Here is a 21,217-nt window from a genome sequence, read left to right as displayed (position 1 = left end):
GGCAGCGACGTCGTCGCTGCCTCAGCCGGCTCTGGCGGGTGTCTCAGGTCATGCGGTCATGGCCGAGGCACCGGCGGGAGCCGGCCTCGTAAACCAATAGAACGACCACGTCTGAGACATGCCCGCCAGCATAGCGACATCAGGCCGCCGGATGCAGCATCTGCGGGCGCTGTTCAGCTGTTGGGACGACAGGCGGCGGCCCGAGCGGGAGCATCACGGTGAAGACGGTCCGGCCCGGACGGCTCTGCACACCCACCTTGCCGCGGTGCGAGGTGACCACGGCGTGCACGATCGACAACCCGAGGCCGGTGCTGCCGGCCGCCCGCGACCGCGAACTGTCCCCCCGGGCGAACCGTTCGAAGATCCGCGGCACCACGTCCGGCTGGATGCCCGGACCGTTGTCGACCACCTGGATCACCGCGGCGTTCGGCACCGCACCCACCTTCACCGTCACGGTGGAACCCTCCGGTGTGTGGGTCCGCGCGTTGGCCAGCAGGTTCGCCACCACCTGATGCAGCCGGGCGCCGTCGCCGACCACGGTGACCGGCTCGTCCGGCAGATCAAGCTGCCAGTAGTGACCTGGTCCGGCCGCGTGCGCGTCACTCGTGGCGTCGACGGCCAGCATGGTCAGGTCGACCGGGTCCTGGGCGAGCGGCCGGCCGGCGTCCAGACGGGCCAGCAGCAGCAGGTCCTCGACGAGGGCGGTCATCCGCTTGGCCTCCGACTCGACCCGGGTCAGCACGTGCGCGATCTCGTCCGGGACGACCTGACGGCTGCGGCGGCTCAACTCGGCGTACCCGCGGATGGCCGCCAGCGGGGTGCGCAGTTCGTGGCCGGCGTCCGCGACGAACTGGCGTACCTGCATCTCGGAGGCGTGCCGGGCCTCCAGGGCGTTGCCGACGTGGTCGAGCATCCGGTTCAGGGCGGCGCCGACCTGGCCGACCTCGGTGCGCGGATCGGTGTCGGACTCGGGCACCCGCTGCGCGAGCCGTACCTCACCGGCGTCGAGCTTCAGCTCGGACACGCGCGTCGCGGTTGCCGCCACCCGATCAAGAGGCTTGAGAGTACGGCGGACGATGAGCGCCCCACCCCAGCCCGCGATCAGCAGCGACCCGAGGATCACGCAGCCGGTGAAAGCCGCGACCGTGAGCAGTGTGGAGTTGACGTTCGCCAGCGAGAGACCGAGGTACAGGGTCTCGCCGTTGACGGTCTTGGACATGAACCGGTACTCGGGATAGTCGGCGCCGAGATTGACGTCGATCTCCTCGCCCACGTGCACCTCCGTGCGCAGCGTGGTCAGCGCCTCGGGGGAGAGTGCCTTGAAGGTGGTGTCACCGGGACGGTATTCCTCCGGCGAAACGGTGGCGTCCTTGGGCAGCACCTTGCCGCCGACCGGCTCACCGGAGGCGGGAACCACCACGATGATGGACTTGGGCGGCATACCTCCGGTCGGCCCGTATTTCAGCGACTGGCTGAGAAGCAGCCGGGTGGAACCGCCTTTGCCGGGCGCGCCCATCCGCTTCTCCAGATCGGCCAGGTCCGCGTCGATCTGCTGGTGCAGGGATTTGTAGAGGTAGAGCTCGGCGGTTACGCCGACGACCAGGCCCAGCACGGCGAGCAACGCGATCATGGTGGCGACGATGCGGGCGCGTAGCGACCAGCCGGCGGGACTGAGCCAGCGGACGGGGCGGGAACCACGGGCCTGGGGGGCGGAACTCATCTCAGTCGGCCGGTTTGAGGACGTACCCGGCGCCGCGCATGGTGTGGATCATCGGCGCACGGCCGGCGTCGATCTTCTTGCGCAGGTACGAGATGTACAGCTCGACCACGTTCGCCTGGCCGCCGAAGTCGTAGTTCCAGACGCGGTCCAGGATCTGCGGCTTGCTGAGTACCCGCCGCGGGTTGCGCATGAGGTAGCGGAGCAGTTCGAACTCGGTCGCGGTGAGCGTGACGAGGTCACCGCCACGGCGCACCTCGTGCGAGTCCTCGTCGAGTGTGAGATCGCCGACGACGAGCTGCGACTCGGTACGCGTCGGCGCGTGCCCCGTCCGCCGCATCAGCCCGCGCAGCCGGGCCACCACCTCTTCGAGGCTGAACGGCTTGGTGACGTAGTCGTCGCCGCCCGCGGTGAGACCGGTGATCCGGTCCTCCACGGAGTCCTTGGCGGTGAGGAACAGCACCGGCACCTCGGGGGCCTCGCCGCGCAGCCGGCGCAGCACCTCGAGACCGTCGATGTCGGGCAGCATCATGTCGAGGACGACGGCGTCGGGGCGGAAGTCGCGCGCGGTACGGACGGCGGTCATGCCGTCGCCGGCGCTGCGGACCTCCCACCCTTCGTAACGCAGGGCCATCGAGAGCAGCTCAGCCAGGGTGGGTTCGTCGTCCACCACGAGGACCCGGACCGGGGTGCCGTCGGGCCGCCGGAGTTCGGTGCCGGATTCTGCGTTCGCCATCGTCATGCCCCCACTGTGGTGCCTGACGCTCGGCGCCGGCTTTCCGTTTCCTGTGTACCCGCTGTGACCCGGCACGGCGGCTCGGGGAGTTCCGGCTGGCGCACACCGCTGTCTCGACGGGCCTGAGACATCGGTACGCCACAGCCGCGCACCGCTCCCGTACGTGCCCGGACGTCATGGTCTTCGGCAAGGCCAATGAGATCCATGAGGATGGGGCGGACGGAGTGGCGTGATCAACAGGAGCGGCAAAGCCGACATACTGGATCTATGGTGCTTGGGCGGCGGTTCATGGCGGTGTTCTCCGTCCTGGTCCTGTCATTGATGCTTCCGGCTGCGTCGACGGTCCGGGCCGAGCATCTCGAGCCGCGCCGGGCGGACAGTGCCGGCGGCCCGCCCGAGCTGCCCGGCGACGGCGTGAGCCCGATGCTGCTCGCCGCGATCGGCGGCTACCTGCTCACCGGCGGCCTGGCCCTCCTGTTGCTCCGCCGCTGAACCCCGGCTGGCTCGGGGCTCCACCCGTTTGCCGGGCAAGCGCGATCCGCGGAACACTCGATGTCCGGCCGTTGTTGTGCAAGCGTTGGTCAAAGTCACGGCGCGAGCGTGAGGAGCGGGCACGTGGATCTTCTCGAGGACTACCGCAGGGCCACCTTCTTCTTCGAGACGGGCGATCCCCTCGGCGCCGCCAGGCTGCTGGAGCCGATCGTCGAGGCCGAGCCGCACAACACCGCGGTACGGCAACTACTGGCGCGGGCCTACTTCAACTCGGCCCAGCTGAACGGGGCAGAAACCCAGCTCAGGGTGCTGATCGAGCATGATCCGTCGGATCACTACGCGCACCACGTGCTCGGCCGGACCCTGGAGAGGGCCGGCCGTTTTCGTGAGGCGCTGCCGCACCTGAGGCTGGCCGCCGCCATGAAGACGCAGACCGACTACCAGGAGGCGTTGCGCCGCGTCGAGACGTGGCTCGGCAAGAACAGCGCGGCGTAGGGTCTCCGATTGTGAAGCTGAAGCTGGACCTGCACGACATCTTCAACAAGGGTCACGAGATCGACCGCGCTCTGCGAGGGATCATCGACGAGGCCATCGCGAAGAAGGTCACCCTCGTCGAGATCATCCCCGGCAAGGGCAGCGGGGCCCTGAAGAAGAAGGTTCTGCGCTTCCTGGACCAGAAAGAGATCAAGCAGCTCTACCACCGGGTGGAGAAGGACGGCGACAACTGGGGCCGGCTCTTCATCCACTTCCGGTTCAACACGCCCACCGGCCGTGGACGCGCCCGCGGCCGGTAGGCGTACGACAGGTCAGAGTTGGTAGGTCTTCGCGACCGCGACCAGCTCGCTGCTGTGCGAACCGAGGACGCCGACCCCGGCGGGCCGAGGCCGGAACCCCGGCACCGCTGACAGGTCGTCGCTGCCGTCCATGGCCCGGAAGGTGACACGGCCGGTCTGGCGGACGGTGAGGGTGATCTCCACGCCCGTCTCCGGAGGCGCGTGGAAGACCATGCCCCATCCGGCCGGTCCGCCCTCGAGCGTACGACCGCCGACCGACGCCGAGACGACCTCGGCCGACACGTGCAGCGTGGTGAACCGGACCGTCCGCTGCGGGTCGAGCAGCAGCCGCATGGTCCGCTGGTCGCCGGTGACGGTCTCGGACTGCAGGGTCAGCGCGGGAGCCGGCAGCGTCGCGGCCGGTGCCGGACCGGTGAGCAGCTCCTCCGCACCGAACGCCGGAAGTGTGCCGGTGACTGCCACCGGCGTTCCGGAGACGTACGACGCGGTCCACTCCTGGGGTTCGGTCTCCTCGCTCAGCCAGCGTGCCGTGCCGTTGTCGGCGTCCAGCGCGTACATCAGATGGGTGAGCGACGGATGCTCCTCGTCGAACCGGTCGACGGCCAGACCGGTCGCCGTGCAGGCGATCACCGCGACGACCGCGGCCAGGCCGGGCAGCGCGCCGCGCCGCCGGTCCCGCGCCGCCTCCATGCCGCGGGCGCCACTCGGCGCCGGATGAATCAGGTCGATCACCGGCAGCAGCGCCAGCCCGAGGAGCACGGTCAGGAACGCGCCTACCCCGGCCATCGGCATGCCGAGCGCCGGGAAGAGCATCAGCACGGTCGGCAGCAGGACGACCACCGGAACCACGGCGCCGGCGATCAGGACGGCCACCGCGAGCCAGGGGCGGACGCGGGTCGCGACCAGGGCGGAGACCGCGACGGCCAGAGCCGGCAGCGCGGCCAGGTATGAGCCGCCGGGGGTGAACGCCGCCAGCACGATCCCGAACACGGCGAGCCACGTGAGACCGCCCACGGCCAGGGCGGCCGGTCCGATCCGGCGGCGCAGGAGGGCGTACCAGAGCAGGACGACGGCGACGGCCAGGGCGATCACCGCCTGGCGATACCACATCGGACGGTACGGGTCGATCGGCATCCCGCCGTACTCCGGCCGGACCAGCACCAGCAGCGCCCACAACCCCTGGGCCAGGAGCGGGGCGGCCACGATCGGGAGCACCGCCAGAGCGATCCCGGCGAACAGGCGCCGCCGCACCATCCAGCCCAGCGCGACCACCGCGACCAGGGCGAGCACCGCCAGCGGCCACACCAGCTCACCCGGGTACCGCACCAGCAGGCCCGGCACGGGGAAGTACGTCGCGTCGCCGCCCCGCTGCAGCCCGCCCAGGTCCAGGGCGCCGAACTCGCGGGCCAGGGCCAGCGCGTTGTCGCCGTGGTGCTGCAGGCTGTCCCGGTCCATCGTCTCGGGCCGGTCGGTCGGCGCGTGATAGACCGCCGCCCCGTCGATGTAGGCGGTGTTCAGCCCCTGGAACGAGTCGGACTCCCGGAACGGGGTGAAGTCGGTGTCGTTCGGCAGCAACCGGTAGATCTCGACCGCGAACGACGTACCGACCGGGTACGGCACCTTCGCGTACGTCTCCACCAGCCGTGCGTTGCCGGTGGACGTCTCGAACATGATCGCCGGACCGCGGCTGCCGCGGGCCTCCAGGTTCAGCACCACGCCGCCGTCACGGGCCAGCGGATGCTGCTCGACGAACGCCTTGGCCCCGCACAGGCAGGCCTCCTCGGCGTCGGTCAGTACCAGCACGATGTCGTTGCGTGGCCGCTCGCCGGAGGTCAGCGCCCGTGCCGTCTCCAGGATCGTCGACGTGCCGGCGCCGTCGTCGTTGGCGCCCGGCGCGACCTGTGCCGAGTCGTAGTGCGCGACCAGGAACACCCGTCCGGTCGACGCCGTGCCCGGGATCACCGTGACCACGTTGCGGACCCGGGCCAGCCCGGCGCCGCCCGCCGACGACGACAGGCCGGCACCCTGCTCGGACACCACGTCCTGCACCTCGGGGGAAAGGCCCAGGGAGGTCAAGGACGAGATCAGGTGCTCGCGTACCCGATCGTTGGCCACGCTTCCCGCCGGGTGCGGTGTGGACGCGATGGTACGTACCGTCTGAAAAGCCCTTCCAGCACTGAACTCGCCCGCCGGCGCCGTCTCCGCACGCGCCGCCGGCGGCTGGATCGACCGGATCCCGGCGAACCCGGCCAGCGTCAGAAAGGCCAGGACAGCGGCGGCCGCGAGGCCTCGGCGAGCCGGCCGGGTGAGAGCTGAGTCACGCATGGGCATCATCTAACAGTCCGGGCACGCCCGGCGGGTAGCCCGAAGATCCATTGGCGCGTGCAATAGCGTTGTCCGCGTGACTACGCCGCTTGACCCAGCCGCCGTCATCGCGGAGTTCATCGACCGGGTGTCGCCGTACAACCCGCATCCGGACGCGGATCCCGTTGCCGTCATCGGCGTGCGCACCGCGTTCGGCGAGGACGTGTTCACCTTCAGTGACCACGTGATCCGGGCGATGTGCCGGGCGCTCGAGTCCTATCGGGACCCGGAGGACCGCGGCAACTGCAGCAACTGCGGGGGCCGGCACCTCGACGAGAACCTGCACTGCCGGGACTGCGGGCAGCTGCACGGCATCCTCGGACAGGTGATCGCCGAACACGCGCGCCGGGTGGCCGCTGCCGGTGACGATCCCCCGTCATGATCAACTGGATCACGGTGGAGCACGGACCGGGAGAACACGACAGGCAAGCGCGGATGACGGAAGTTGTGCAGCGGAGCCGAGTGGTACACGATTTGCGGGTCACCTATGCGTCGAGTGGGGAATCGGAATGACGGAGCGGTCGCTCGCGCCCCGCAGATACGCGACTGAGCAGCTGGAACGGTTGCGGATCCTGCTCGTCGAGGACGACGAGGGTGACGCCTTCCTCGTCCGTGAGCTCCTCACCGAGGCCGGCGCGCCGTTCGACCTGACCGTCGCCACCAGCCTGCGTGAGGCCGGCGGGCTGCTCACCGGCGTCGAGTGCGTGCTTCTCGACCTGGGCCTGCCGGACGCCGAGGGCATCGACGGGCTCCGGAAGCTGCTGTCGCTCGCCGGCAGTGCCGCCGTCTGCGTGCTGACCGGGCGTTCCGACGAGCACCTCGGCGTGCAGGCGGTCGCCGAGGGTGCCCAGGACTACCTGGTCAAGGGGCAGGTCGACGGGGTTCTACTGATCCGGTCGCTGCGGTACGCGGTCGAGCGGAAACGCGCCGACGAGAACGCCCGCCGGTTGCGCGAGGCGGAGCTCCGGGAGGCCGAGTCCGCCCGGCTGGAGCGGGGCCTGCTGCCGAAACCGCTCAAGCGGGACGACTTCGGGCTGGCCGTGGAGCCGTTCTACCGTTCCGGCCGGGCCATGGGCGTGCTCGGCGGTGACTTCTACGACGTGGTGCAGGTCGGCGACGACCGGCTCCACGTGATCGTCGGTGACGTGTGCGGGCACGGTGTGGACGAGGCGGCTCTCGGGGTCGAGCTCCGGGTCGCCTGGCGTGCACTGGTGCTCGCCGGGGTGCCCGAGGACCATATCTTGTCCTCGCTCGAGCAGGTGCTGATGTCGGAGCGCAAAGCCCGCGAGGTCTTCGCCACGGTCGCGTCGGCGGTCGTCGACCTGCCGGCCAACCGGGCCACCGTGCGGGTGGCCGGCCACCCGCCGCCGCTGGTCCTCTCCGGCGGACGGGCCGCGCCGGTCGCCGTGCGTACCGGGATCGTGCTGGGGGTACGTCCCACACCCACCCCGGCGACCGAGTTGGAGTTCAACGGACATGACTGGTCCCTGTTGATGTACACGGACGGATTGATCGAGGGACGGACCGGCGCGGGCCAGGAACGACTCGACGTTGACGGCCTGTGCAAACTCCTCGACGAGCCGGACGCCCGTGAACTGCCGCTGCCCGAGCTGCCGCAGTGGCTGGTGTCGCGTGCCGACCGGGACAACGGCGGCCCGCTCGCCGACGACGTCGCGATGCTGCTGATCTCGCGGGGCGGTGGCCGGTGAGCCGGTTCAGCACCCGCGGCTGGACGCTCCGCGGACGGATCTTCGCACTCTGCCTCGCCGCCGGTCTGCTGCTCGGCGGCCTCGGCGTAATCGCCGCCATCGCGGCGGCCGACGCGAACAACGCGGTTGACGACGTTCTCGACCGGGGCGGCCCGATGCGCGTGGCCGGGCAGGACCTGAGCACAGCGCTCGTCGACCAGGAGACCGGCGTCCGGGGCTATGCCATCACCGGGAAGCTGAGGAACCTGGCGCCGTACGAGAACGGCATCGTGGCCGAGCAGCAGCGGATCGCCGAGATCAGGAGCCTGCTGCGGCCCGGAGACCGGCAGGTCCGCGCCTCCCTCGCCCAGGTCGAGCAGCTCGCCGCGAAGTGGCGGGCCGATGTGGCGGAGCCGATCCTGGAGACGGTTCGCACCCAAGGTACCCAGGCGGCCCAGCAGCGGATCGAAGCTATCGACACGCGCGAGTTCGACCGGATCCGGGGGGCAGCCGACACGCTGCACCGGGACATCCGTGCGCTGCGCGACGCTTCTGCGGCGGCGGCCCAGAGTTCCAGCGGCAACCTGGTGGCCGTCGAGATCGCCGCGGCGATCGTCATCCTGGTCACCGGCGTGCTGCTGCTGATCCTGCTGGACCGGCTGGTCAGCCGTCCGATCACCCACCTGGCCGACCAGGTGCGGCAGGTGGCGGCAGGGGACTACGACCGGCACATCGACACCAGCTCGTACGGCTCACCGGATCTCATCGGGCTCGCCGAGGACGTGGACCGGATGCGTCAGCAGATCGCCAGCGAGCTGCGCGAGGTACGCGGCGCGCGCCAGCAGGTCGAGTGGATCAACCAGCAGCTCCAGTCGCAGGCCGAGGAACTCACGCGGTCCAATCGCGATTTGGAGCAGTTCGCCTACGTCGCCTCGCACGACCTGCAGGAGCCGCTGCGCAAGGTGGCCAGCTTCTGCCAGCTGCTGCAGCGCCGGTACGCCGGCGAGCTGGACGAACGCGCCGACCAGTACATCAGCTTCGCGGTCGACGGAGCCCAGCGCATGCAGCGGCTCATCAACGACCTGCTCGCGTTCTCCCGGATCGGCCGGCTCACCACCGGGTTCACCGACGTCGACCTCAACAAGGTCCTCGGTGACGTGCAGTCCCAGCTGGAGGCGCGTGCCGGGGACCAGGCCGAGGTCAACTGGTCCGATCTGCCCACGGTGGAGGGTGAGGAACCGCTGCTCACCACACTGTTCGTGAACCTGGTCGGCAACTCGCTCAAGTTCCGCCGCCCGGACGTGCCGCCGGTCATCACGATCAGCGCGTCCCGGGAGGACCGGGAATGGCGCATCAACGTACGCGACAACGGCATCGGGATCGAGGCCGAGTTCGCCGACAAGGTCTTCGTGATCTTCCAGCGGTTGCACGCGCGTGACGCCTACGAGGGGACCGGCATCGGACTCGCGATCGTCAAGAAGATCGTCGAATACCATGGCGGTCGGATCTGGCTGGACGTCGATGTGCCCGAGGGCGCGTCGATCTGGTTCACCCTTCCGGTGCTACCGGGTGCCGAGGAGCCGGATCCGGCCGAGACTGAGGAGGCCACCGCGTGAGCATGGAACGGGCGAACGGCACCCCGATCGAGGTGCTGCTGGTCGAGGACGATCCCGGCGACGTGCTGATGACGCAGGAGGCGTTCGAGGAACACAAGGTCCGCAACCGGCTGAACGTCGTCTCCGACGGCGCCGAGGCCCTCGCCTACCTGCGGCGCGAGGGACAGTACTCGGAGGCGGTCCGGCCCGACCTGATCCTCCTCGACCTCAACCTGCCGAAGCGCGACGGCCGCGAGGTGCTCGCCGAGATCAAGAAGGACGACGATCTGGGCCGCATCCCGGTCGTGGTGCTCACCACCTCGTCCGCCGACGAGGACATCCTGCGCAGCTACCAGCTGCACGCCAACGCGTACGTGACCAAACCGGTCGACTTCGAGCGGTTCATCGCCGTGATACGGCAGATCGACGAGTTCTTCGTCAGCGTCGTGAAGTTGCCGCCGCGTGCCTGATCGGGTTCTCGACCAGGTCGCCGAGCTGGTCCGTGAGGTGGCCCACACCGTGGTGCTGCCGCGTTTCCGGCGGCTGTCCGCCGACGAGGTGCACCAGAAGGCACCGGGTGATCTGGTCACCATCGCCGACCAGGAGTCCGAGCGGGCACTGACCCGAGGGCTGACCGCGCTGCTGCCCGGCTCGGTCGTGGTCGGTGAGGAGGCGGTCGCGGCCGATCCCAGCGTGGGTGACCGGCTCGGTGGCAGCGGCTCGGTCTGGGTGGTCGACCCGGTCGACGGCACCAACAACTTCGCCTCCGGCCGGACCCCGTTCTGCGTCATGGTCGCGCTGGTCCGTGACGGTGAGACGACGGCCGCGTGGATCCTCGACGTGGTCGCCGACCGCCTCACCGTCGCCGAGCTGGGTGCCGGCGCCTACCGCGACGGCGAGCGGATCAAGGCACGCACCGACGACCCGGGCGCGGCCGGGCTGCACGGCGTGATCGCCCACAAGTACTTCCCGGACGACCTGCGCGAACAGGTGCACGCCAACGCCGGACGGCTGGGCGGTCACACCACGGGGCGGCACTGCGCGGGATACGAGTACCCGGCGATCGCCGTCGACGAGCAGCAGTTCGCGATGTTCTGGCGGATCCTGCCGTGGGACCACGTACCGGGCGCCCTGATCGTCCGCGAGGCCGGTGGGGTGGTGCGCCACCTCGACGGCACCGAGCACCGGCCGACCGGGAATCAGCGAGGCCTGCTGGCCGCCGCGAACGAGGACATCTGGCACAGCGTGCACTCCACCCTCTTCCCGTCCGGTGCGCCCGACGCCGGGTGATCGTCCGGCACGCCACGGCGTTAGGGTTCGGGCATGACGTCGTACCTCGATGATCTGTTCGGGCTGCGCGGACGGCTGGCGGTGGTGACCGGGGGCAGCTCCGGCATCGGGCGCGCGATGGCGCTGGCCCTGGGGCGCGCCGGAGCCCGGGTGCTCGTGGTGGCCCGGCGTGAGGGACCGATGGCCGAGGTGGTCGCCGAGTTGCGCGGGCACGGCGCCGAGGCGGACGCGATCTCCGCGGATCTCGCCGGGCGCGAGGCTGTCAAGGCGGTCATCACCAAGATCATTGATGGGTACGGCGAACCGGACGTCCTGGTCAACTCGGCGGCCGTCAACCTGCGCCCGCCGCTCGACGAGCTCAGCGACGACGTCTGGGACGTCACCCTCGCCGCCAACCTGACAGCGCCGTTCCTGCTCGGGCAGGCGTTCGCTCCGGCGATGGCACGGCGCGGCCGCGGCCGGATCATCAACGTCGTCTCCCAGCAGGCGTTCCGCGCCTACGGCAACAGCGGGGCCTACGGTGCCGCCAAGGCCGGGCTGGTCGGGCTCACCCGCTCCCAGGCCGAGGCCTGGTCCAGGCACGGCGTGACCAGCAACGCGATCGCGCCCGGAGTTGTGCACACGCCCCTCACCGAGCCCGTTTTCGCCGATCCCACGAAAGTGGCGGCGCACGCGGGACGTACGATGATCGGTCGCAACGGTATCCCGGCAGATTTTGCCGGGTGTGTCGTCTTTTTGGCGAGTGATGCGAGCCAGGCGGTCACCGGACAGACGCTCTTCGTCGACGGTGGATACTCGGCCACCTGATCGATCTCCCTTTCGCCTGCTCCGACACGGTAAAGTACCGGCGCTCACGACTTGGAGGTTATCTGTGGCGGCCAGTTTTCCGCGCCGGTGCACCGCCTTTCTCGCGTTCCTCGCGGCAGCCTTCGCGCTGGTGCTCGTCGCGCCCGCGTCCCCGGCTGCCGCCGACCCCGAGGGCGGCAGCAAGAAGCTGCGCGCGGCGCTGGAAAGCGCCGCCAAGGGGTACGACACGGCGAAGACCAAGCTGGCCAACTCCAAGAAGCGGCAGAAACAGCTCACCGAGGCCCTGAAGAACTCGGAGACCAATGCGGCCGCCCTGACCACCCAGGTCAACGAGGTCGCCGGCCGCGTCTACCAGATGGGCCGGGTCAACACCATCAACCTGCTGCTCAGCAGCGCCTCGCCGAACAACTTCATGGAACGCCTGGAGAGCCTCGACGCGCTGGCCAGGATGGACAGCGGCACCCTCGCCGAGTACCGCGAGCAGGTCGAGACCGGCAAGAAGGCCAAGACCGCCCTGGAAGCCGAGATCCAGGAGCAGCAGCGCCAGGTCAACGTGATGGCCAAGAAGAAGCGGGAAGCCGAGGTGGCCCTCGCCGAGGTCGGCGGTGGCGCGGCCGGCGGTTTCGTCGACCCGAACTCGGCCGCCGCGAAACCGGCGCCCCGCAACTCCGACGGCTCATGGCCGAAGGAGTCCTGCACCGTCAAGGACCCGACGTCGGACGGCTGCATCACCCCGCGCACGCTGCACGCCTTCCAGCAGGCGGAGGCGGCCGGCTTCAAGCGGTACACGGTCTGCTTCAGCCAGCGCGCATCCGGCGAACACCCGAAGGGCCGGGCCTGCGACCATTCGGCCGCGGCGGGCGGTTTCGAGAACGCGGCGGCCACCGGGGGCGACAAGACGTACGGTGACCGGCTCGCCGCCTTCTACGTCAAGAACGCCGACAAACTCGGTGTGATGTACGTGATCTGGTACCGGCAGATCTGGCAACCGAGTACCGGCTGGCGTGCCTACAGCGCCAGTGGCGGCCCGGCGGCGGTGCACACCAACCACGTACACCTCTCCATGCTCTAGAGCTTCAGCGAACTCGCAGCTTGACGCCGGTACCATCCCGGCGTGGAGACGAAGCCGCGCGCCCTGCCATCGGCCCTGGCCACCGCTCTGGCCTTCGGAGCCAGTGGAGCAGTCCTCGTTCTGGAGATCGTCGCGCTACGGCTGGTCGGCCCGTACGTAGGGGTGACCCTCCAGGTCAGCAGCTCGGTCATCGGCGTCGCACTGGCCGCCATCGCCTACGGGGCCTGGATCGGCGGGCGCCTCGCCGACCGTTTCGACCCGCGCACCCTCCTCGCGCCGGCACTGATCCTCGGCGCCATCGGCACGGCCGTCACCCTGCCGCTGGTCCGCTGGGGTGGTGAGCTGCTGCGCGGCGGTGCCGCCCCCGCCGTGCTCCTGCTGGCCGCCCTGGCCATCTTCCTGCCCGCCCTGGTGCTCTCCACGATCCCGCCGATGGTAGTGAAACTGCAGCTCGCCGACCTGCGGCAGGCCGGTTCCGTGGTCGGCCGGCTGTCGAGCATCGGCACCCTCGGCGCGATCACCGCCACCCTGGTGACCGGTTTCGTCTTCGTCGCGGCCATGCCGAGTAGCGTGATCATCCTGAGCCTGGCCGTGCTGCTGGCCCTCGCCGGCGGAGCGCTCGGCTGGTGGATGCGCCGCGAACTGCCCGGCACGTCCCGGATGCGGGCCTCACTGGCCGTGGTCGGCCTCGTCGGCGCCGGCCTCGGTACCGCCGCACCCACCCCATGCGACGTGGAGACCGCCTACCACTGCGCGACCGTCGTCGACGACCCGGCCAGGGACGGCGGGCGCACCCTGGTGCTCAACTCGGCGAGGCACTCGTATGTCGATCTGAACGACCCCGCCCACCTCGAATTCGAGTACGTCCAGTGGATCGGTGCGGTCGCTGACGTACTGGCCCCTGCCGGAAGCCCGGTCGACGCCGTGCACCTGGGCGGCGGCGGTTTCACCGTGCCCAACTACCTGCGCGCCACCCGTCCCGGCAGCAACCAGCTGGTCCTCGAACTCGACGGCGGCCTCGTCGACCTGGACCGGCGGAGCCTCGGCCTGAAACCCGGTCCCGACCTGCGCGTCGAGGTCGGCGACGCCCGAGTCCGCCTGGCCGCCCGCCCGGCCGGCTCCGCAGACCTCATCGTCGGCGACGCCTTCGGACACCTGGTGGTCCCCTGGCACCTGGCCACGCGCGAGATGGCCGCGGACGTCGCCCGGGTCCTGCGCCCCGGCGGCGTCTACGCCCAGAACGTGATCGACTACCCGCCGAACCGCTTCATCCGCGCCGAACTGGCCACCGTCGCCGCCGCGTTCCCGCACGTCGCGCTGATCGCTCCACCGGACGCCATCGCGGGCGAACGCGGCTCCAACTTCGTCATCCTCGCCTCCGAGTCCCCACTGCCGCTCGACGCGGTGCGGCCGTTGCTCGGTGCACTCAAGGCCCCCGCAAGCCTGCTGGCCGGCCCCGAACTGGCGGCCTTCATCGACGACGCCCGCGTCCTCACCGACGACTACGCCCCCGTCGACCAGCTCCTCGCCGGCTGACCTCTTCCGCCCGCCGTCCTCGCCGGCTGGTGTTTTCCGCCTGCCGTCCTGCCTTTCTGGTTCACATCGCTGTCGGCAGTCCGGGTTCTTCCGTCCTCGCCGACTGTTCTTCGCTGTTCCCCGGCCGTTCTTCGTTGTTGCCCGGCCTGTCCGGGCACGGTTTCGGATGGGTTTCGGAGTGCGGCAACGGGCGATGAGCCCCTCGGGCGAGAATCGGCGCATGGGGCGTACGGAGCGAAACGGTCAGGCTGGCTCGCTCCGTCTCGCCGGCCGGTACCGCCTGGTCGAGAAGCTGGGAACCGGCGGCATGTCGGTCGTCTGGCGGGGCTACGACGAGATCCTCGGTCGCGACGTCGCGGTGAAGGTCCTCTCGCCCCGGCTCGCCGAGGACCGTACGTTCCGGGACCGGCTCCGCCAGGAGGCGCTGGCCGCGGCCCGCCTCTGCCATCCGCACATCACCGGCATCCACGACTTCGGCGAGGCCCCGATCTCGGACCGGCTGACCGTTCCGTATGTGGTGATGGAGCTGAACGACGGCGAGTCCATCGGAGCCAGGCTCGGCAGGCAGGGTTCCCTCGACTGGCGGGAAGCCGTCATGATCGCCGCCGAGATCGCATCCGCGCTGGCCACCGCCCACGCACGCGGTCTGGTACATCGCGACATCACCCCGGCGAACGTGATGCTGACCGGCTCCGGCGCCAAGATCGTCGACTTCGGGATCTCCGCCGTCGTGGGCCAGCGGGACGCCGCCGCCGACGGCAGTCTGCTCGGCACTCCGGCATATCTGGCCCCGGAACGCCTCAGCGGTGCGGTGGTCTCACCGGCCACCGACGTGTACGGCCTCGGCCTGCTGCTCTACCGTGCCCTCACCGGCCGGATGCCGTGGCCCGCCGCGAACACCGCCGAAGCTCTGCGCGCCCATCTGTACGCCGACCCCGACCCGATCCCGGAGCTGGCCGGAATGCCGGCCGCCGTCGCCGATCTGTGTCTGCGTTGCCTGGCGAAACAGCCGCCCGACCGGCCCGACGCCGCCGAGGTTGCCAGAGCCCTCGCCGCAACCGTCGGGGTGCGCCCGATCATCCCGCCGCTACGGGCCGGCGAACCTCTTGCGGTGCCGGCAGCGAGGGCGGTCGCTTCGGTACCGGCGTCCCCGGGAAGAAGCACGGGCTTGCGGCGGGTGGTGCGTGCCTGCCTTGATCGCCCCGCGAACGCGCTTACGACCGTACGTCTACGAGCCGGCCTCCGCCTCGGATCAGTCCTGCACCTGGGTGCCGTTCGCCCGCTGGGCGGTGGTCTCTTCATCGCCGGTCGTCGCCGTGTTGATGTGCTCTCCGCGCGGCACCTCCAGGGTGGCCGTACCCGGATGCCCGCGATCGCCGCCCTGGCCACCCTGACCCTGCTCACCGCGACGGCAGTGAGCTGGACCGCCCAGCGCCAGGCCGTCGACCACGATCGCACCGGGACAACCGTGGCCGGCGCGAGTCACGGGTCAGGTGCCGGAACCGCGGCCGCCGGCTCGGACCGGGCTCGCTGCACCGTCCGCTATCAGATCCGCCGGGACTCGGGCTCGCACTTCGAGGCCCGGCTCAGCGTGACGACCTCCGAGACGTCCGACTGGCGGGTCGAGTTCGCCTACCCCGGCACGCAGCGCCTCGCAGCCACACCCAGAGCGGTAGCTCAGGAGGGCCGTCACGTAGTGGTGAACGGCCGTGGCCGCTCCCGTGCGGTGACTCTGCACGGCGGATACCGCGACCGGAACCCGTTGCCCCTCGCCTTCGCCCTCAACGGCCGGCCGTGTCGCGCCGAGGTGCTGGGCGGTACCACCCGCACCGGCTCCAGCCGTGCCGGCAGCCGTCCGGCCGCCGGCACCGATCACGCCGAGAGCCGTCCTGGTGCTGCCGGCACCCGGCAGGCCGAGAGCCGTGCGGGTGCTGCTGCCGGCACGTCGGACGGTCGTACCGGAACGTCTCACCCTGGTCGGCGGCTGTCCGTTTCCAACCGATCGACGGGCTCCTTGCAGGCACTGTGAACCGCTCTTCCGTCCGGAACCCGCCGCACCCGCCGACCCTCTTGCAGGCAGCGCACGGCGAAGCCAGCTGACTGGGGACGACTTGGCCTACCGGGCGACTGATCCGTCGATAGGGTCGAAGCCATGACAAGACTCGCAGTGGTGACCGGCGGCGGAACCGGGATCGGCAGGGCGACGGCCGGCATGCTCGCCGGCGAGGGCTTCGACGTGATCATCGTGGGCCGCCGCGCCGAGGTGCTCGCCGACGCGGTGAAGTGGATCGGTCCGCAGGCCACTGCGGTGAGCGCCGACGTGACCGATCCGGCCCAGGTTCCGGCCGTGGTCGAGGCTGTGGCCGGCCGCCCCCTCGACGTGCTGGTCAACAACGCCGGGGCGTACATCGGCGGCGACGACAGCACCCTCGCCGAGGTGGCCGGCCGCTGGCGGGCGAATCTCGACTCGAACGTCCTCTCCGCGGTTCTGATGACCACAGCCCTCCTTCCGCATCTGCGCCGTCCCGGCGGCAAAATCATCCTGACCAGCTCGATCGCGGCCCAGCGAGGCGGCGGTGGCCCCTACTCCGCGGCCAAGGCGGCCCTGCACGGCTATGGACTGGACCTGGCCACGTCACTCGGCGCTGAGGGCATCACGGCGAATGTCATCGCCCCCGGATATGTGACCGACAGCGAGTTCTTCGCCGGCCGTATGACTCCGGAGGGCCACCAGAAGCGCGTCGATGCCAGCGTTCTGAAGCGTGCCGGCACTCCGGACGACATCGCCGAAGCGATCCGGTGGCTGGTCGGCCCGGGCGGCGGCTTCGTGACCGGCCAGATCATCAACGTCAACGGCGGCTCCGTCCTCGGCCGCTGATCCCGCCGACGACACCGTCCGGGGATGCGGCCGGCCCCGTTGCGCCCCGCGGTTGAAACGGCGCGGGGAGTCGGCCCGGGCTCATTCCCGCGCCGCCGGTGGCGTGGCGCCGGCACTTCGACGGGCTGTTTCCGCGCCGCCGGGGGCGTGGCGCCGGCACTTCGACGGGCTGTTTCCGCGCCGCCGGGGGCGTGGCGCCGGCACTTCGACGGGCTCATTCCGCGCCGCCGGTGAAGGGGCCCTCGCCAGGCCGGTTGGCGCGGAATCGCAGGCCCGACCACCGTTCGTCGATCGCGACCTGCCCGCACGGGCGCATGTCGAAATCGGCGACGATCTGCCAGAGCGAGTCCCGATTGACATCGGCCTTGTTGCCCTTCGGATAGGCGATCCAGAACGCCGCGGGCTTGTCGAGGTCGGCGCGATGTTGTTCCAGCTGGTCGCGTACACCGTCCGCGTCCTCGACGAACACCACGGCGGTGCTTGCGGTGGCCAGGGTGCCGGTCTCCCGTACCCCCTCCGGCATCGGTGTGAGCAGCGGGAGCCGGGCCGGTTCGTTCAGCCACACGGTCGAGTTCGGCTTGATCAGCAGCTTCTCAGCGATCGTCTTGGTCATGTTCCTGAGCGTTCCATTCATGTGGCGGCAGTTCGCCGGGTTCGCCGAAGGCTTCCACCTCGGTGCGCCCGGCATCGCTCATGCGGGGAAGTAGCTGGTGCCGCGACCTCAGCGGAGTGCTGGCCGTCGCGAGGGAGAGCCGCCCCGAGTGCCACCCCGGTTGCCGGGTTGCCGCCCGTCCGGGGTGGCACCCGCCCGGCTGCCACCCGTCCGGATGGCGACTGCCACCGGACCGGGGTGCCACCGATCCGGAGTGCGACCGCTGACCTGTAGCCAGGAGGGCGGCCGCTCTGTAGGGCCGGTCAGCGACCGGCCCGCATGGTGGTGGCCGTGGTCCGGCCTCCGCGGGCCTGACGCCGTTTCGCGCCGGAACGGTGCGTGCGGCCGGTTTGCCACCGGTCCGAGGTCCGGATCGTCGAGCCGTCCACCTGTATGACGCTTGCACATCGACCTCCCGGACTCCGATCCCGCTGGACGGAGGGAGCATGGCCGATCTGCGTCTCCGGCCGCTCGAATCGTTCCGCCGGCCTGTGGACAACTCCCGAGTGTGGATAACTCCGGGCGGGCCGGCGCGGGCTGATAGACATGCCGGGTGACTGATACGACGCGAACGGCAGCCGAACGAGCGGTGGTACGGGAGCGGGCCGAGGAGGTGCTACGGCGGCTCGCCGGGGAGCACGCCGTTCTCCGTGAGGACCAGTGGCGGGCGATCGAGGCCCTCACCGTGGACCGGCGGCGCGTGCTCTGTGTGCAGCGCACTGGCTGGGGAAAGTCGGCGGTCTACTTCGTGGCCACGGCGCTGCTCCGATCCGGGGTCACGGCCGAGCCCGGTGACCCACCGGCCGGTCCGACGGTCATCGTGTCGCCTCTGCTGGCCCTCATGCGTAACCAGGTCGATTCGGCGGCACGTGCAGGTATTCAGGCCCGCACCATCAACTCGGCGAACCTTGACGAGTGGTCGCTGATCGAGCAGGAGATCCGGGCCGGTGAGGTCGATGTTCTCCTGATCAGCCCGGAGCGGCTGAACAACCCCGACTTCCGTGACAACGTGCTGCCCGGGCTCGCCGGGAGCACCGGACTGCTCGTGGTCGACGAGGCGCACTGCGTCTCCGACTGGGGTCACGACTTCCGCCCCGACTACCGGCGTCTGCGCACATTCCTAGCGGGGCTTCCCGCGCGTACCCCGGTGCTCGCCACCACCGCCACCGCCAACGCCCGGGTGACCGCCGACGTCGCCGATCAGCTCGGTGACGCCCTCGTCCTGCGCGGCCCGCTCGAGCGTGACTCGCTGCGCCTGGCCGCCCTGCGCCTGGAGAATCCGGCTCATCGCCTCGCCTGGCTGGCCGACAACCTGGAGCGGCTGCCGGGATCCGGCATCGTGTACACCCTTACCGTCGCCGCAGCCACCGAAACCGCCGACTTCCTGCGCTCCCGCGGGTTCGAGGTGGCCTCCTACACCGGACAGGTGGAGGACGCGGAGCGCCGCGCGGCGGAGCAGGACCTGCTGACCAACAAGATCAAGGCGCTGGTGGCGACATCGGCCCTCGGTATGGGGTTCGACAAGCCCGACCTCGGATTTGTCGTGCACCTCGGCGCACCGCCCTCGCCGATCGCCTACTACCAGCAGGTCGGCCGGGCCGGCCGTGCGGTCGAGCACGCCGAAGTGGTTCTGCTGCCGGGGCCGGAGGACGCCGCGATCTGGCGTTATTTCGCCTCTCTCGCCTTTCCTCCGGAGGACCAGGTGCGTGCGGTGCTGTCCAGGCTCTCCGCGGACCAGCCGATGTCCACTCAAGCGCTGGAGCCGCTGGTCGATCTCCGGCGCACCAGACTGGAACTGATGCTCAAGGTCCTCGACGTCGACGGCGCGGTGCGCCGGACACGCGGCGGCTGGCTGGCCACCGGTGAGCCGTGGACCTATGACGAGGCCAGGCTCCGGCGTGTCGCCGAGGCACGCGAGGCGGAGCAGAAAACCATGATCGAGTACGCGGTGACCTCGACCTGCCGGATGGAGTTCCTCCGCCGATGCCTCGACGACCCCGAGGCGGTTCCGTGCGGCCGTTGCGACAACTGTGCCGGCTCCCTGTTCGATGCCGAGGTGTCGGCGGTCTCGCTGGCCGCGGCTGATGCCTTCCTGGGGCGCCCCGGCACGGAGATCGCCCCGAAGAAGATGTGGCCCACCGGCCTGGCTGCCGTCGGCCTCACGCTCAAGGGGCGGATCGCGCCCGCCGAGCAGATCGAACCGGGCCGAGCCGTCGGCCGCCTCTCGGACCTCGGCTGGGGCAACCGGCTGCGCGCCGCAGTTTCGCCGGAGTCTCCGGACGCCCCGCTCCCGGACGACCTGGCCGCCGCCGTGATCGAGGTACTCAAGGCCTGGGCCAGGGGAGACGACGCTTGGAAGGAGCGTCCCGCTGCCGTCGCGGCGGTTTGTTCACAGCGTCATCCACAACTTATCCACAGCCTGGCGGAGCACATCGCCACGGTGGGCCGGCTTCCGATGCTGGGCAGTCTTGAGCCGGCCGAATCTCTCGGCGGCCTCACGACCGGCGCACATCGGGGAAACAGTGCGCAGCGGGTCAGGGCCCTGCACGACGCCTTCGTGGTTCCGGCGCCGCTGGCGGCCGAGTTGTCCCAGTTGGCCGGTCCGGTCCTGCTGGTCGACGACCTCGCCGACTCCGGGTGGACACTCGCGCTGGCCGGTCGGGCTCTTCGCCGTGCCGGCGCCCCAGGTGTTCTCCCGCTGACCCTTGCCGTCGCGGGCTGACTCCTCGCGGGTAGCCCGCTGCCGCCGCCCATGAGGTCCGCGATCGCTGCCCATTCGAGCCCGGGCCTTCTGGGCCCGGCGGCTTCAAAGCCTGCGGCCGCTGCCTACAAGCCGCGGCCGCACCTCGGCGGCCCGTGGCCCACGGCCTATGGCCCCGGCTCACGGCCCGGGTTCACTGCCCGCCGGCCACGGCTCACTGCCTATGGGCCCCCGGCTCACGGCTCACTGCCCGCCGGCCACGGCTAACGGCCCGCCAGCCACGGCGCACGTTCTATGGACCCGGCTCACGGCTCACGGCCGGCCACGGCTTTCTGGCCACGGCTCACGGCCCGCGGCGTGTCCGGTGCCCGGGAGCGGGCGGTCAGGATGCGCCGAGGATGGCGTTCCGGGTGGGGCGGCGGTCGATCTCCATGAACCGCTGGGCGCCGGCCAGATTCTCGAAGCCGGAACGACGGTAGACCTCGTGGGCGTCGCGAGTAGCCAGGAGGAAACGCTGGATTCCACGGTCGGAGAGGTCGGCGACGATGGTGTCGACCACCCATTTACCCAGGCCGCGACCCCGGTGATGCTGATCCACGAAGACGTCGCAGATCCAGGCGAAAGTCGCGCCGTCGGTCACCGCGCGGGCGAAGGCCACCTGCTCGGAACCGTCGGCGGTGAAGACCGAGTAGGGGAGGGAACCGTCGATCGACCGGGCCACCAGGTCGTACGAGCGACCGGCCGCCCAGTAGGACTCGTCGGCGAGCCACCGGTGCACCCTGGTGAAGTCGACGCGTTTCGGGTCCGCCGTCAGTGCGTACCCATCGCGTGCCAGGTCTTCCATCAGCTGCTCCTTCGTCATGTATCCGTAAGGGGCCGGTCGCATGGTGCCACA

The 21,217-nt window shown here is 70.4% G+C and carries 19 protein-coding genes; 14 read left to right on the top strand and 5 right to left on the bottom strand.

The window, feature by feature from the left end; all coding sequences use genetic code 11:
* Window positions 1-139: 139 nt before the first annotated feature.
* Window positions 140-1,720 (bottom strand): HAMP domain-containing sensor histidine kinase, encoded by a 1,581-nt coding sequence (locus AB0G04_RS17770; protein ID WP_360983255.1) that lies wholly within the window; start codon window positions 1,718-1,720, stop codon window positions 140-142.
* Window position 1,721: 1 nt separating this feature from the next.
* Complete coding sequence (locus tag AB0G04_RS17765) at window positions 1,722-2,459, bottom strand: response regulator transcription factor (RefSeq protein ID WP_360983254.1); 738 nt, start codon at window positions 2,457-2,459, stop codon at window positions 1,722-1,724.
* Between the two features lie 261 nt (window positions 2,460-2,720).
* On the opposite strand from AB0G04_RS17765, the gene AB0G04_RS17760 reads away from it, so the two are divergent.
* From AB0G04_RS17760 to AB0G04_RS17750, 3 genes are all read left to right on the top strand, one after another.
* Window positions 2,721-2,945 carry a hypothetical protein gene (locus AB0G04_RS17760; RefSeq protein WP_360983252.1) on the top strand — a complete coding sequence of 75 codons (225 nt, stop codon included), beginning with the start codon at window positions 2,721-2,723 and terminating at the stop codon, window positions 2,943-2,945.
* Window positions 2,946-3,068: 123 nt separating this feature from the next.
* Entirely contained in the window at window positions 3,069-3,440 is a 372-nt protein-coding gene (locus AB0G04_RS17755; protein WP_360983250.1) for a tetratricopeptide repeat protein, read from the top strand.
* Window positions 3,441-3,451: 11 nt separating this feature from the next.
* Window positions 3,452-3,739: a Smr/MutS family protein gene (locus tag AB0G04_RS17750; protein WP_360983248.1), complete on the top strand. Its 288-nt coding sequence runs from the start codon at window positions 3,452-3,454 to the stop codon at window positions 3,737-3,739.
* Between the two features lie 12 nt (window positions 3,740-3,751).
* Here AB0G04_RS17750 and AB0G04_RS17745 read toward each other — a convergent pair whose 3' ends face one another.
* Window positions 3,752-6,064, bottom strand: a complete 2,313-nt coding sequence (locus AB0G04_RS17745; RefSeq protein ID WP_360983246.1) for a M28 family peptidase — start codon at window positions 6,062-6,064, stop codon at window positions 3,752-3,754.
* Window positions 6,065-6,140: 76 nt separating this feature from the next.
* Between AB0G04_RS17745 and AB0G04_RS17740 the strand changes: the two genes are divergently transcribed.
* The 10 genes from AB0G04_RS17740 to AB0G04_RS17695 all read left to right on the top strand — a co-directional run bounded on the left by AB0G04_RS17740 (window position 6,141) and on the right by AB0G04_RS17695 (window position 16,969).
* On the top strand, window positions 6,141-6,485 hold the full coding sequence (locus AB0G04_RS17740; RefSeq protein ID WP_360983244.1) for a hypothetical protein: 345 nt from the start codon (window positions 6,141-6,143) through the stop codon (window positions 6,483-6,485).
* 127 nt (window positions 6,486-6,612) lie between these two features.
* The gene (locus tag AB0G04_RS17735) at window positions 6,613-7,812 is read left to right on the top strand and encodes a SpoIIE family protein phosphatase (RefSeq protein ID WP_360983242.1); all 1,200 of its coding nucleotides are present in this window, start codon (window positions 6,613-6,615) and stop codon (window positions 7,810-7,812) included.
* The gene (locus AB0G04_RS17730; protein ID WP_360983240.1) at window positions 7,809-9,407 is read left to right on the top strand and encodes an ATP-binding protein; all 1,599 of its coding nucleotides are present in this window, start codon (window positions 7,809-7,811) and stop codon (window positions 9,405-9,407) included. Before AB0G04_RS17735 ends, AB0G04_RS17730 begins: the two co-directional genes overlap by 4 nt.
* A 2-nt stretch (window positions 9,408-9,409) precedes the next feature.
* A complete protein-coding gene (locus AB0G04_RS17725; protein ID WP_360983357.1) occupies window positions 9,410-9,856 on the top strand; it encodes a response regulator in 447 nt (148 codons plus the stop codon).
* A complete protein-coding gene (locus AB0G04_RS17720) occupies window positions 9,849-10,676 on the top strand; it encodes an inositol monophosphatase family protein (protein WP_360983238.1) in 828 nt (275 codons plus the stop codon). The genes AB0G04_RS17725 and AB0G04_RS17720 overlap by 8 nt, the downstream gene beginning before the upstream one ends.
* Before the next feature lie 33 nt (window positions 10,677-10,709).
* Window positions 10,710-11,483, top strand: a complete 774-nt coding sequence (locus tag AB0G04_RS17715; RefSeq protein WP_360983236.1) for an SDR family oxidoreductase — start codon at window positions 10,710-10,712, stop codon at window positions 11,481-11,483.
* A gap of 64 nt (window positions 11,484-11,547) precedes the next feature.
* On the top strand, window positions 11,548-12,555 hold the full coding sequence (locus AB0G04_RS17710) for a hypothetical protein (RefSeq protein WP_360983234.1): 1,008 nt from the start codon (window positions 11,548-11,550) through the stop codon (window positions 12,553-12,555).
* Between the two features lie 42 nt (window positions 12,556-12,597).
* On the top strand, window positions 12,598-14,091 hold the full coding sequence (locus AB0G04_RS17705) for a fused MFS/spermidine synthase (RefSeq protein ID WP_360983231.1): 1,494 nt from the start codon (window positions 12,598-12,600) through the stop codon (window positions 14,089-14,091).
* 220 nt (window positions 14,092-14,311) lie between these two features.
* Window positions 14,312-16,120, top strand: a complete 1,809-nt coding sequence (locus AB0G04_RS17700; RefSeq protein WP_360983229.1) for a protein kinase — start codon at window positions 14,312-14,314, stop codon at window positions 16,118-16,120.
* Window positions 16,121-16,243: 123 nt separating this feature from the next.
* Window positions 16,244-16,969 carry an SDR family oxidoreductase gene (locus tag AB0G04_RS17695; protein WP_360983227.1) on the top strand — a complete coding sequence of 242 codons (726 nt, stop codon included), beginning with the start codon at window positions 16,244-16,246 and terminating at the stop codon, window positions 16,967-16,969.
* A 214-nt stretch (window positions 16,970-17,183) separates the two neighbouring features.
* Here the strand turns inward: AB0G04_RS17695 and AB0G04_RS17690 are convergent, their stop codons facing one another.
* Window positions 17,184-17,582 carry a hypothetical protein gene (locus tag AB0G04_RS17690; RefSeq protein WP_360983225.1) on the bottom strand — a complete coding sequence of 133 codons (399 nt, stop codon included), beginning with the start codon at window positions 17,580-17,582 and terminating at the stop codon, window positions 17,184-17,186.
* A gap of 592 nt (window positions 17,583-18,174) precedes the next feature.
* On the opposite strand from AB0G04_RS17690, the gene AB0G04_RS17685 reads away from it, so the two are divergent.
* The gene (locus AB0G04_RS17685) at window positions 18,175-20,343 is read left to right on the top strand and encodes a DEAD/DEAH box helicase (RefSeq protein WP_360983223.1); all 2,169 of its coding nucleotides are present in this window, start codon (window positions 18,175-18,177) and stop codon (window positions 20,341-20,343) included.
* 361 nt (window positions 20,344-20,704) lie between these two features.
* On the opposite strand, the gene AB0G04_RS17680 is transcribed toward AB0G04_RS17685, so the two are convergent.
* Window positions 20,705-21,166 carry a GNAT family N-acetyltransferase gene (locus tag AB0G04_RS17680; RefSeq protein WP_360983221.1) on the bottom strand — a complete coding sequence of 154 codons (462 nt, stop codon included), beginning with the start codon at window positions 21,164-21,166 and terminating at the stop codon, window positions 20,705-20,707.
* Between the last annotated feature and the right edge of the window lie 51 nt (window positions 21,167-21,217).

This window comes from Actinoplanes sp. NPDC023801 (genome assembly GCF_040639655.1).
Taxonomy (GTDB): Bacteria; Actinomycetota; Actinomycetes; order Mycobacteriales; family Micromonosporaceae; genus Actinoplanes.
This window is presented reverse-complemented; position numbering and strand designations above follow the sequence as displayed.

What these genes read in the sequence shown, in the direction of transcription:
- AB0G04_RS17770 (WP_360983255.1), bottom strand. Translation starts at nt 1,720, where the DNA reads ATGAGTTCCGCCCCCCAGGCCCGTGGTTCCCGCCCCGTCCGCTGGCTC.
- AB0G04_RS17765 (WP_360983254.1), bottom strand. Translation starts at nt 2,459, where the DNA reads ATGACGATGGCGAACGCAGAATCCGGCACCGAACTCCGGCGGCCCGAC.
- AB0G04_RS17760 (WP_360983252.1), top strand. Translation starts at nt 2,721, where the DNA reads ATGGTGCTTGGGCGGCGGTTCATGGCGGTGTTCTCCGTCCTGGTCCTG.
- AB0G04_RS17745 (WP_360983246.1), bottom strand. Translation starts at nt 6,064, where the DNA reads ATGCGTGACTCAGCTCTCACCCGGCCGGCTCGCCGAGGCCTCGCGGCC.
- AB0G04_RS17735 (WP_360983242.1), top strand. Translation starts at nt 6,613, where the DNA reads ATGACGGAGCGGTCGCTCGCGCCCCGCAGATACGCGACTGAGCAGCTG.
- AB0G04_RS17725 (WP_360983357.1), top strand. Translation starts at nt 9,410, where the DNA reads ATGGAACGGGCGAACGGCACCCCGATCGAGGTGCTGCTGGTCGAGGAC.
- AB0G04_RS17715 (WP_360983236.1), top strand. Translation starts at nt 10,710, where the DNA reads ATGACGTCGTACCTCGATGATCTGTTCGGGCTGCGCGGACGGCTGGCG.
- AB0G04_RS17700 (WP_360983229.1), top strand. Translation starts at nt 14,312, where the DNA reads ATGGGGCGTACGGAGCGAAACGGTCAGGCTGGCTCGCTCCGTCTCGCC.
- AB0G04_RS17695 (WP_360983227.1), top strand. Translation starts at nt 16,244, where the DNA reads ATGACAAGACTCGCAGTGGTGACCGGCGGCGGAACCGGGATCGGCAGG.
- AB0G04_RS17690 (WP_360983225.1), bottom strand. Translation starts at nt 17,582, where the DNA reads ATGACCAAGACGATCGCTGAGAAGCTGCTGATCAAGCCGAACTCGACC.
- AB0G04_RS17680 (WP_360983221.1), bottom strand. Translation starts at nt 21,166, where the DNA reads ATGGAAGACCTGGCACGCGATGGGTACGCACTGACGGCGGACCCGAAA.